8 protein-coding genes are annotated in these 11,902 nt (G+C 66.7%); 5 read left to right on the top strand and 3 right to left on the bottom strand.

The features are described 5' to 3' along the window. Positions 1–82: 82 nt before the first annotated feature. Entirely contained in the window at positions 83–3,013 is a 2,931-nt protein-coding gene (locus tag U5709_RS06185; protein ID WP_321973015.1) for an insulinase family protein, read from the bottom strand. Positions 3,014–3,109: 96 nt separating this feature from the next. Between U5709_RS06185 and U5709_RS06180 the strand changes: the two genes are divergently transcribed. Beyond that, positions 3,110–4,063, top strand: a complete 954-nt coding sequence (locus U5709_RS06180) for a DMT family transporter (protein ID WP_321971174.1) — start codon at positions 3,110–3,112, stop codon at positions 4,061–4,063. 288 nt (positions 4,064–4,351) lie between these two features. On the opposite strand, the gene U5709_RS06175 is transcribed toward U5709_RS06180, so the two are convergent. After that, positions 4,352–5,308, bottom strand: a complete 957-nt coding sequence (locus U5709_RS06175) for an undecaprenyl-diphosphate phosphatase (protein WP_321971173.1) — start codon at positions 5,306–5,308, stop codon at positions 4,352–4,354. A gap of 225 nt (positions 5,309–5,533) precedes the next feature. Between U5709_RS06175 and U5709_RS06170 the strand changes: the two genes are divergently transcribed. Both U5709_RS06170 and U5709_RS06165 read left to right on the top strand, forming a co-directional pair. Further along, the gene (locus tag U5709_RS06170) at positions 5,534–6,634 is read left to right on the top strand and encodes a hypothetical protein (RefSeq protein WP_321973014.1); all 1,101 of its coding nucleotides are present in this window, start codon (positions 5,534–5,536) and stop codon (positions 6,632–6,634) included. Then, the gene (locus U5709_RS06165) at positions 6,634–7,779 is read left to right on the top strand and encodes a hypothetical protein (RefSeq protein WP_321973013.1); all 1,146 of its coding nucleotides are present in this window, start codon (positions 6,634–6,636) and stop codon (positions 7,777–7,779) included. Before U5709_RS06170 ends, U5709_RS06165 begins: the two co-directional genes overlap by 1 nt. A 257-nt stretch (positions 7,780–8,036) precedes the next feature. Here U5709_RS06165 and U5709_RS06160 read toward each other — a convergent pair whose 3' ends face one another. Continuing rightward, a complete protein-coding gene (locus U5709_RS06160) occupies positions 8,037–9,011 on the bottom strand; it encodes a type I phosphomannose isomerase catalytic subunit (RefSeq protein WP_321973012.1) in 975 nt (324 codons plus the stop codon). A gap of 224 nt (positions 9,012–9,235) precedes the next feature. Here U5709_RS06160 and U5709_RS06155 point away from each other — a divergent pair, with 224 nt between their 5' ends. After that, on the top strand, positions 9,236–10,774 hold the full coding sequence (locus U5709_RS06155; RefSeq protein ID WP_321971169.1) for a D-alanyl-D-alanine carboxypeptidase family protein: 1,539 nt from the start codon (positions 9,236–9,238) through the stop codon (positions 10,772–10,774). 23 nt (positions 10,775–10,797) lie between these two features. After that, positions 10,798–11,844: a hypothetical protein gene (locus U5709_RS06150; protein WP_321973011.1), complete on the top strand. Its 1,047-nt coding sequence runs from the start codon at positions 10,798–10,800 to the stop codon at positions 11,842–11,844. Positions 11,845–11,902 lie beyond the last annotated feature (58 nt).

The following is an 11,902-nucleotide window of genomic DNA, read 5'->3' as shown; positions in this document are numbered from 1 at the left end:
AAGGGACTGTCCCCAAACCGCTGCGGTTCGGGGACAGTCCCCTTTCTGCTGCAGGTTGGGGACAGACTTGCTGCCCGGCGGGTTAGCAGAGCTCGGTGATCGCGAGGGCGAGGCCGCAGGACTCGAGGGCATCCCGGCCGCCGAGGACGCAGACCGACGAGGCGGGCTCGGCGTCGGCGAGGCTCGCGGCCAGCGCGCGGAGGTCGTCGCGCGTGACGGCGAGCTCCTCGGCGCGGACCTGGTCGCGGCGACCCTCCGGCAGCAGGTTGAAGCGGGCGACGTCCTGACGACGCGCTAGCGCGCGCGGCTTCACGGGCGCGTCGTGGGCGGCTACGGTGCTCACGATATAGCCCGTGAGCTCCTCTTCGGTGCCGTCCCACTCGGCGAGCCAAGGCGCGCAGCCGTCGTAGCGGCCAAGCGTCCCGTCGATGGCCGGGTCGCGATAGGACCAGAACGCGCGCGTGCCCGCGGCGCCGTGGCGGAAACCCGTGCCGTAGGCGCCGCCCTTGACGCGCACCTCGTTCCACAGGTAGTCGTAGGTGACGGCGCGCGTGGCCACGGCCCAGCAGCCTCGCGTCCCGCCGTCGAGCGCAGAAGGAGCGCTCGCGCGGACCACGTAGCTCACGTTGGAGGGGATGGCGAAGCCCTCGCTCATGGCGCCGGCGGGCTTCACGTCGAGCACGTGCGCGGCGCCTTCGCCCAGCGTGGGCAGGCCGAGGTCGCCCGCGGCGGCCCAGAAGCGCTCGCGGTCGGCGGCGCTGCCGATAAAGCTCACCGTGACCTCGTCGGCCGTGAAGATGCGCCCGCAGAGCTCGCCGAGCTTCTTGGCCAGCGCCTCTTTGCGCTCGTCCCACGCGGCAAGAAGCCCGCGCAGGAAGAGGTAGTAATCGATGCCGCCCATGAGGCCCGCGACCTTGCTACCGGCGGCGTAATAGGTCATGGCGCGCGACATGGCCGCCGAGTGGCCGCTGCTCACGAAGTACTGCTCGAGTGCGACCTTGCGCTGCGTGAGGATGTCGCGGATGTCGTCGAGGTCGTCGAAGCGCGTCGCGGACCAGACCTCGCGCGGGATGTCGGCCAGGCGCTCGACCTTCTCGGAAAGGGCGCTCGCGCTCACCACGAAGGCGGGGTCGGCGTAATCGAGGCGCTCGGCGGTAAAGACCTCGGTAAAGAACCCGAGGCCGCCGAGGTTCGTCTCCACGAGGGTGTCGAGGTCGGAGGCGGTGTGGGCCCAGGTGTCCAGCTTGCCGAGAAGATCGGAGAGCACGCCCACGTAGGGCAGCTCGTCGGCCGCAAGGCGGTGCAGGTCAAAGTAGTGGTACACGTAGGCGATGCCGTGGGTGTCGAGCTCGTGGGCGATGCAGGCAAGAGGGGCGTCGACCATGGGGGCCGCGGGCTCGGGGGCGGGGTCCTCGATGTCGGCCACGCTGAGCTGCGGCAGGCAGGCGAGCGCCTCGGGCGCATCGGGTGCCTCTTGCTCGGCGCGCAGCGCCTCTACCTCGGCGGCCACGGCGGCGAGCTCCTCGTCGCTCATCTGGGCACGTATGCTTGCCAGCTCGGCTTCCTCCTCGGCCGCGTCGCCGCCTTCCACGGGCACGAGCTCCACCTCGGCCGAGTGCTTGCTCTCGCAGACGATCTCGCGAAGAAGCTGCTCGTAGAGGCCGCGGTCGAGCCCCGCCTTGGCATAAGCGAGCGCGTCCTCGTAGTGCACGTAGTCGAGCGGGCGCTCGTCGTCGTAGAGCCAGGAGGACATGACGACCATGGAGAGGGCCACGCCGTCGGGGTAGCCGCCCCAGTCGCCCTCGCGCAGGTTGAACTCGGCCTGGGCGAGGGCCGCCGCGAGCTTGTCGCGCGGGATGCCGTTTTCCGCGAGCTCGGCGCAGGTGGACTCGAGCAGCGGGCGGAACTTCTCGGCGCAGCCGGGCTTGACGCCGCGCAGGGTGAACATGGCCTGCGGTTGCAGGATGCCGTCGATAAGCGCCCCGTCGAAGTCGTCGGCCAGGCCGGCATCCAGGATGGCGCGCTTGAGAGGCGCCTCGTTGGAGCCGCAGAGGGCGTCGAGCAGCACGTCGATGGCAAGAACGCGCTCGCGCTGGCTCGCCTCGGCGACCACGTACGAGACGCCTACCTCGGCGTTGTTCTCGGCGGTGGCCATCTGAATGCGCGCGGGCGCGGCCTCGACGGGCGCCTGGGGCTCAAGCGGGTTCGGCGCGCCGGCGTCGCGCTCGCAGGCGCGGGCGAAGTGGCCGTCGATAAAGACGAGCTCGCGGTCGATGTCCAGGTCGCCGTAGAGCACGGTGTAGCTGTTGGCCAGGTTGTAGTGGCGCGCGTGGGTCTCGAGGAACTTCTCGTAGGTGAGGGTGGGGATGGCGCGCGGGTTTCCGCCGGACTCGAAGCCGTATGCCGTGTCGGGGTAAAGCGAGCGAGAAAGCGCCTGGTAGAGCACGTCGTCGGGGTCGGACAGCGCACCCTTCATCTCGTTGAACACGACGCCGTTGTAGGCGAGCTTGGCGCCCTCACCCTCGCCCTCGACCTCCAGGTGCCAGCCCTCCTGCTCAAAGATGCGCGGGCGGTTGTAGATAGCCGGGTGCAGCACCGCGTCCAGGTAGACGCCCATGAGGTTCTCGAGGTCGGCGGTGTTTGTGGAGGCCACCGGGTACATGGTCTTGTCCGAGAAGGTGAGGGCGTTCAGGAACGTCTGCATGCTGGTCTTGAGCAGGTTGACGAAGGGCTCTTTGACAGGATAGGCGTCGCTGCCGCACAGCACCGAGTGCTCAAGGATGTGGAAGACGCCCGTGTCGTCTGCGGGCGGGGTCTTGAAGCTGATGGCGAACGACTTGTTCACGTCGCCGCAGGCGAGCCAGATGAGGCGCGCGCCGGAGGCGTCGTGGCGCATGACGTAGGCCTGGCCGCCGATCTCGGGCACGGCCTCGACGCGGGTGACGGTGAAGCCGGCGTGCGCGGTGCCCTCGGCGAGCGCCGGGTCGGCAGACGAGAAATCCTTGATGTCCATGGAGCTCCTTTGCTTGAGTTTCATACGTGTTGGAGCATACCGCACCCACGCGGGTGTTAACCTTGTTGGCCGACACGTGATAAGGAGACGTAAAACATGCCCGACCAGACCGCCGGCAAGATCGCCGAGAAGAACGCGCCGATCGCCCAGCCCGACGCCGGCGAGAGCCGCGCCCGCGTGCGCCGCGGCGTCGTCTGCGTGCTCATCGGCGGGACGTTCTGGGGGCTCAACGGCACCGTCTGCAGCTGGTTGATGGGCACCTACGGCATCGATCCCTTGTGGCTCGTGTGCCTTCGCGAGCTCACGGCTTGCTGGCTGTTCCTCGCCGCAGCGGCGGCGCGGCCCCAGAGCCGCGCCCAGCTCACGTGCGTGCTGCGCGATCGCGGCGGGCGCGTCGAGGTGCTCGCCGTGGCGCTGGGCGCGATCCTCTTCTCGCAGGTGGCCTATCTGGAGGCGGTTGACTGGACAAGCTCGGCGACGGCCACCGTCATGCAGAGCCTCGGCATGGCCCTCGTGCTGGCGTTCACCTGCGTGCGGGCCCGCCGGGGACCCCGCTGGAAAGAGGCGCTTGGCCTCGCGCTCGCGCTCGCGGGAACGTTTCTTCTTGCCACCGGAGGAAACCCGGGGCAGCTCAGCCTGCCTTTTGAGGGTCTCGTGTGGGGGCTTGTGTGCGCCGTTTCGTCGGCGTGCCTCTCCATCCTGCCCGCGCGCCCCATGGCCAAGTGGGGCAACTTCACGGTGAACGGCCTCGCGTTTCTCGTGTCGGGCTGCATCCTCTCGGTGTGCTACCAGCCGTGGAACCACATGCCGGTGCTCGACGGCGCTGCCGCGGCGGCGCTCGTGTTCTCGGTGGTTGTCGGCACCTTCGGCAGCTACGCGCTGTATTTGCAGGGCGTGCACGACGCCGGCTCCATGCGCGCGGCGCTTCTCGGCACCTCGGAGCCCATCGCGGCCACGATCTCGACTGTGCTCTTCCTCGGCACGACCTTTACTCCCGTTGACCTGGTCGGCTTCGCGCTGATCCTGGCCATGGTCTACCTCACGGCGTAGGGGCGAAAACGGACAAAGGGACAGTCCCCCTGTCCACTTCGGCGGTTGGAGGGGGCCGTCTCCCTGTCTTAAATGGAAGGGTTTCGGGCCGGTTGCTGCAAAAAACCAGGGATGGCGGCAGTTTTTTGAGGACCCTCCGAGTAGCCCGCATTTTGCGATCAATAAAACCGCAGGTAGATGCGTTGCTCGAAAATCGGCTACTCGGGTGGTGCGCAAAAAACTGCCGCCATCCCTATTTTTGTGCGTGCGGGGCCCCGAGTTTGGTGGCCGGGGCCGTCATAAAGCCCCTTAGAGCACCATCCGGGCGCCGAAGTAGGCGATGACGGCGATGCCGAGGACGATGCGGTACCAGCCGAAGGGCTTGAAGTCGTGCTTGCGGACGAAGCCCATGAGGAAGCGGATGCAGACGAGCGACACGAAGAAGGCTACGGCGCAGCCCGTGAGCAGGATGGCCGTCTCGGCGCCGGTAAAGATGTTGCCCTTGAGGAAAAACTTGACGAGGCGCAGGGCCGAGGCGCCCGCCATCACGGGGATGGCCAGGTAGAACGTGAACTCGGCTGCGACGGTGCGCGAACAGCCGAGAATCAGGCCGCCGATGATGGTGGAGCCGGAGCGAGAGGTGCCGGGGACCATCGAGAGCACCTGGAAGATGCCGATGCCGATGGCCGTCTTCCAATCGAGTTCCTCGATGGTCTGGACACGGGCGCCCTCATCTGCCAGCTCGGAGCGCGTGGCGATCTCGGCCGTGCTCGCCGAGACGGCGAAGTGCTTGGGCGCCGCGCGCAGCGTGCCGTTGCCGACGCCGGGAAGGGACCGGGAGGCGGTCTTCTCGCGCATATTCTCGATGACGATGAAGGCAATGCCGTAGACGATGAGCGCCGCCGCGATGACGAACGGGCTCCCCAGGTGCTCCTCCATCCAGTCGTCGAGCGGGATGCCGATGATGGCCGCGGGCACGCATGCCACGATGGTCTTGCCCCACAGCGTCCAGGTCTGGCGCTTCTCGTAGCCGCTCTTGGACGGCGCGAAGGGGTTCAGCTGGTGGAAGAAGATGACACAGACGGCCAGGATCGCGCCGAGCTGGATGACGACCAGGAACATGTCCCAGAAATCGGTGGAGACGTCCATGGTCAAAAACTGGTTGAGCAGCAGCATGTGTCCCGTCGACGAGATGGGCAGCCACTCGGTGATGCCCTCGACCACGCCGAACACGGCGGCCTTTAGGAGCTCGATGAAGTTGCTCACGTTCAAACCTTCCTTCTTTACGTAAAAAACCACTGTGCCGCAGCAAGAGAGGACCGCGCGGCGTCGTCGCCCCATAGACAGGGAAAAACCACGCCAGCGGGGAGCGCTCGCGCCGCTCGGTAGTGTAGGAATGGTGAGAACCCTCGACCTCGGCTAAAATGTTTTCCAATATGTTGCCGAAAACACGGCTTTATTCCGGGTTCCCGACGCAAAGGTTTTAATCGCTTGTTTGACGCAAAGAACATGCCGCACGCCCGTCTTCTCTCGCTGCCCCTGGCGCTCGCCGTCGCGGCGTCCGCGAGCGTGCCGGCTGCGCTTCTTGCCCCCACGTCCGTCCGCGCCAACTCCATTTCTGAGCTGACCCAGCGCATCGAGGAGAGCGGCGCTGCCTACGACGAGGCTGCCAAGAACATCGAGGAGCTGCAGGCAGAGATCGAGGAGAACGAGGACCGCATCGCCAAGCTCGAGGCCGAGATGCCTGCGAAGAAGCAGGCCGCGTTCGAGTCCATCCGCATGTCGTATAAGCTGCAGCAAGCCGGCGGCGGCCTCATCGAGTTTTTGCTCTCGGCCGAGGACTTCAACGACGTCATCTACAACGCCCGCTACCTCGAGACCATCTCCGCCAAGAACAACGAGGCGGTCCAGGAGCTCGTCTCGGCCACAAGCGAGCTCGACCGGGCCCGCAGCGCCCTGGCTTCCGAGAGGGCCCAAGCCGACTCCGAAGCGAAGGTCGCCAAGGACGCCTTGAGCGAGGCCATCGCTGCCCGCCAGAAGCTCATCGAGGAGCAGCAGGGGAAGGCCGCCGAGGAGACCGCCGCGGAATCGGCCGATGCCGCTGCAACCGATGCTGCCGCCGACGAGACCGCGACCCTCACCACGCAGTCCGGCACCGAGGCGAAGGTCGAGGTGCCGAGCACCGATGCGATCTCCGCCGTCACCACGACCGATGCCGGACTGGCCGACGCCGAGAGCGAGTTCGTGAACATGTGGCAGCCGCGCATCGACGCGTACTTGGCCGGCTCTCCGCTCGCCGGCTACGGCAAGACCTTTGCCGAGGCTGCCTGGACCTATGGCACCGACCCGCGCCTCTCGCCGGCCATCAGCTGCGTCGAGAGCTCCAAGGGCGTCGTGTGCTCCAAGTCGCACAACGCCTGGGGCTGGGGCTCCTCGAGCTGGAGCGACTGGGATAGCGCTATCCGCGACCACGTGAAGGGCCTCGCCACCACCTACGGCGGCCAGCTCACGGTTGGCGGCGCGCAGATGTACTGCCCGACCACTTGGCAGGACTGGTACTCGTCGGTTCTTTCCGAGATGAACTCCATCTAATGGCCGTGCGCAAAGATACAAGGCTGTGTCGCGGCACCGTGGCGGCTGGGCTTACGCTCGCGCTGGGCGTCGCCGGTCTCTTTCCGGCGCGCGCCGAGGCTGCGATCCTCGATGAGCTGCAGTCTCGGATCGACTCGTGTACCGAGGCATACAATACGGCTGTTGATCAAGCGATCGAGCTACAGAACCAGATTGGCGCCGACGAGCAGCGCATCTCGCAGATCGAGGACGAGCTGCCCACGAAGAGGGATGCCGCCTCGGCTTCCATCCGCATCATGTATAAGCTGCGGCAGTCGACGAGCGGGGTCATCGACCTGCTGCTTTCTGCCAGCGATTTTAACGACGTGATCACGACGGTCCAGTACCTCGACCACGTGGTGACGCGTAACAACGAGGCCATCTCGGACCTGACGCGGGCGACCTCCGAGCTCGAGCAGACGAGAAACGCCCTGGCGTCCGAGAAGAGGCGGGCAGACGAGCAGGTGAGCAGCGCGATGGCCTCGCTCGAGCAGGCGAATTCCGCCCGCGAGCAGTACGAGGCCGAGGCTGCGGCGCAGAAGGCGGCCGCCGAGGCCGCCGCAAAGGCCGAGGCTGAAGCAGCCGCGAAAGCCCAGCAGGAAGCCCGGGCCAAGGCGGAGGCCGAGGCGGAAGTGGTTGCATCGGCGGCGACCAGCGCCGAGTCTGCGCAGACGACCTCTGAGAGCGCGGCGACCCAGCAGGATCCGACGAGCTCCTCGAGCACGGCCACGGGTTCCGGTTCGGCTTCCGACACGTCGTCCAGCACGACCTCGGGTTCCGCGTCCAGCTCCTCTTCGTCCGACGTCAAGGACGAAGGCGAGTGGATGAGCGGCCTCGCCTCCGCTTACGGCATCGACAATAACACCGGCAGCACGGCAACGGCCTCCGGAATCCCACTGACCAGCGATTCCATGACGGTCGCTGTGCCTGTGAGCCAGTCTTACCTGCTCGGGAGCACGGTCGAGATCCGCTACGGCGGCAAGACCGTGACCGCCACGGTAACCGACACCGGCGGATTCGCGAGCTACGGCCGCGTGCTCGACCTCGCTGGCGGCGTCTGGAAGGCCTTCGGCTTCTCGAGCGACTCCGACTGGGGCGTTCGCGCCGTCTCTTACCGCTTCCTATAGGGGAGAGGCGGCGTTTCGCCGTCGGCTCGCCCCGAAACCACTTCATCCAGTAATGACGGGCTCGGCTTTGCCCCGGTATCGCAACATCCAGCAACGAAGAATTGCTGGGTGGCGCTGAATCGGGGCGAAAGAAGCCCCCGAGTTGCTGGATGTCGTTGTTTCGGGGCGCCGGGCTTCCTTGCCGCAGGGAGATGGGCCGGGGCTCGCGCGGCGCCTTGATTGAACGCCGGCACGCTCGCCGCGGCCCTCTCGCGCGGCTACAGCGCGGTGGGCACTCGGCTCACGATGAGCTTCATCCGGCCCGTGAGTGTGGCGTCGCCGTAGGCGGCGGGCACGATGAAGTGGTCGCCGCGGCGCACGGGCCGGCCCTCGGCCTTGCCCTCGCCCTCGATCACGCTCACGCAGCGGAAGGTCGGGATTGCCGAGAAGGTCTTCTCGCCGTCGAAGCTCACAAGGTCGACGATGTAGCGATCGGTGTCGGCAAGGTGCTGGATGCCGTCGATAACGGGCGTCGTGACCTTGCCGGATTCGGGTGCCTTGGCGTTGAAGTCCACGCACTCCACGCTTTGCTCGAGGTGAAGCGGCCGCGCGGTGCCGTCGTCCTGCATCCGGTCGTAGTCGTAGACGCGGTAGGTCACGTCGCTCGACTGCTGGGTCTCGAGAATCACGGTGCCGCCCTTGATGGCATGCACGGTCCCGGGATCGATCTGGAAGAAGTCGCCTTTGTGGACGGGGACCTCGTTTAGGAGCTCCGACCAGCGGCCCTCCTCGACCAGCTGCCGGAACTCGTCCGCGCCCGCCGCGCGCTGGCCCACAACGATGGTGCCGTCCTGATCGCAATCGAGCACGTACCAGCATTCCTTCTTGCCGAGCGAGCCGCCTTCGTGGGCGGCGGCGTACTCGTCGTCGGGGTGCACCTGGACGGAAAGATCGTCCGCAGCGTCGAGGATTTTGACCAGCAGCGGGAACTCGCCTGCCTCGCCTCCCCGCCCGTCGGGCACCGCGCCGAAGACCTCGCGGTGGTCGTGCCACACTTCGGAGAGCAGCATGCCGTCGTAGGTGCCGCCGTCCACGGCGCAGTCTCCGTTCGGGTGCGCCGAGATGGCCCAGCACTCGCCAATTGGGCCGTCGGGAATCTGGTAGCCCCAGTCGTCGGCGAGCTTGCGACCGCCCCAGATTTTCTCGTGGAACACCGGTTTAAGGAAGATGAGACCATGGGGCGACTGCGACATTGCTGCTCCTCTGCTCGACTGCCCGCCATGCATGCGACGAGTCTAGCTTAGCGCCTCGATGGGCTTCCGGGGTCCTCGCGCGGCAATTTGCGTACCGGCAAGAGAGGTGCCGCACCGTCCTGCGCCCGGCATGGGCCCAGGCGATGGTCCACATGCTGTGATTTGTGTCCGGTGGTTGGGCTAGACTCGAGTGCGGCATTGGGATCAGTCAGAAAGAGGAACCCTTGACCTCGCAGAACCGTTTCAGCCTTACCCGCGCCGCACTTGCCGCGGCCCTTGCTCTGAGCTTTGCTTTTTTGCCTGCGCTCGCGCGCTCGGCCGCGGCCGTTGATGTGGTGGAGACGAGCGCAACCAGCGCCGCTACAGGCGGCGATGCAGTCACGAGCGGCGCGACCGCGAGCGACGCGTCCACGAGCGACGCCGCCACGAGCGCCACCGCCACGGCCCGTGCCGTCTCCGTCGACGGCGAGGCACTGTCCAATCCCACCGAGGCTCCCGAGACGTACACCCCGGCGGCGTTCCTCGTCGACCGCGACAACGGCCAGGTGCTCTATGCCAAGGAAGCCGACGCCCGCCGCTACCCGGCCTCAACGACTAAGGTGATGACCGCCCTTATCGTGCTCGAGCGCTGCAAGCTCACCGACGTGGTCACCGTCGAGGCGGGCGACTTCACCGAGCTCGGCGAGGACAGCATGATGAGCGGCATCCAGGTAGACGAGCAGCTCACCGTGAAGGACCTGCTCGCGTGCATGCTGCTGCCCTCGGGCAACGACGCGGCCTACGTGCTCGCGCGCGCGGCCGGCGGCAGCTGGCAGCAGTTCGTGGCCCTCATGAACGCCAGGGCGACCGAGCTCGGCTGCGAGGATACCCACTTCGCCAATCCCTGCGGCCTGCACGACGACAACCACTACACCACGGCGCGCGACCTGTGCCGCATCTTTGAGGCCGCGCTGCAGAACGAGATGTTCTGCGAAATCGCGGGTGCCGCCACGTGGACGCTTCCGGCCACCAACAAGAACGAGTCACGCGTGCTCGAGACCACCGACTATCTCATCGACGCCGAGAGCGACGCCTACGCCGAGGGGATGACCGTCATCGGCAAGACGGGCTATACCCTCGAGGGCGGCAAATGTCTCGTCGTGGCTGCCGAGAAGGACGGGCGCCACCTGGCCGCCGTCACGCTGGGAGGCGAGAACGACGCCGAGTACGGCACCGCCACCTCAAACTTCTATGGGATGCGCGACCTTCTCAACTGGGGCTTCGACGCTTGGGAGACGACCGACGTGGTCAAGCGGGGCGACGTGCTCGCCTCGGTGGGCGTCGCGCTCTCGGAGGACGGCACCTCCGTCGGCGCAGCCGCTTCCGGCGCCGTCAACGCTTTTGTGCCCGCGGGCCTCGCGCTCGCCGACCTGACAATCGAGGCCGACGTGCCCGATTCCGTTGAGGCGGCCGTCTCGCAGGGCGATCCTCTTGGCGAGGTCATGGTGAGCTATGCCGGGCGCTACCTCGGCAGTATTCCCGTGGCCGCCGCCTCGTCCATGGGCTGGTCGCTTCGCCTCTTTGTGGGCGCGTGGCTTTCCGAACCCGCGCACCAGCTCATCGTGGGCGCCGTGCTCGTCGTTATCCTCGCCATCGTGATCGCGCTCATTGCCCGCGGCCGCAGGCGCTGCAAGCCCGCGCCCGCCCCCGAGGACGGGGCCGACCGCCGCAATGCGGATGCCAAGGCTCCCGGCGCGGCCCGCGGCGGCGCGCACTTCAAGTAAGCAACCGAGTAAGGAGCAAAGTCATGGAGAATAACACCGACCTTATGCCGCGCCCCGAGGGCGAGGACGTGCTCCAGCCCCAGTTGCGTCGCCAGCCGGATGATGCCCTTGCCGTCGTGCCCGACGAGGACTTCTCGCTGCGTGCGAAGATCATCGGGTGCATTGCTGCGGCGCTCATCTTGCTTCTGAGCATCTTTCCCGCGGCAAACTGGCTGTCCTCGCCGGCCACGCATGCCGAGAGCATAGCCAAGCTCGATGCCAAGGCCGAGACCGTGACGGCGCTCGTGGGCTCGGCCACCGCCGCCTCTGTGGCCATCACGCTGCTGCCCGACGACGTGGGCACGCCCATCGCCGATAAGCTCGTGGATGTCGCGGCCGATTTCGCCATCGTCCTTGGTGCTATCTATCTGGAGAAATACCTGCTCACTATCGCGAGTCTCGCGGCGTGCAGGGTCATCGTACCGCTAGCGTGCGTGGCCTTCTTCTTATTTATGATTTTGCCGCGCCGCGAGGCTAAGGAGAAACTCCTCTCCCTTTCGTTGCGCCTTGTGCTTCTCGCCATTGCGGTGGCCGTCGTCGTGCCTGTGAGCGTATGCGTCTCGTCCCTCATCGAGGACACCTACCACTACGACGCGAGCGGCGTTGCGCAGAGCCTGGGCGAGGAGGCGCAGAAGTCCGAGGAGGGCGACGTGAGCGACGCGACGAGCGACAACGGCTCTTCGTCGACGGACTCGAGCAGCTCCGACGGCAACTGGTTCAACGACTTCATCGATTGGGCGGGCAGCCTCGGCCAGACCGTGGCCGACGCCGCGGCCAGTGCTGCGAACGGCATCACCTCGGGCGTGACGGGTGCCCTCGACTCTGCCAAGGCATGGGTTTCCGACCTCGTGGAGGCCTTCGCCGTCATGATCGTGACCTGCTGCGTGATCCCGATCCTGGTGCTGCTCTTCTTTGTGTGGGTCATCAACCTGCTGCTCGGCCTGAACATCCAGGTGCCCACGGCGGCCATTGCCGGAGCGAAGGGGCGTCTGCGCCGCTCCGCTCGCGTGAAGCGGGTCCGCAAAGCGTAGGCTCGACCTGCAATGGGGACAGTCCCTTTTGCAGGTCCGACCTGCAAAAGGGACTGTC

Source organism: Paratractidigestivibacter sp. (assembly GCF_963660155.1).
GTDB lineage: Bacteria > Actinomycetota > Coriobacteriia > Coriobacteriales > Atopobiaceae > Paratractidigestivibacter.
This window is presented reverse-complemented; position numbering and strand designations above follow the sequence as displayed.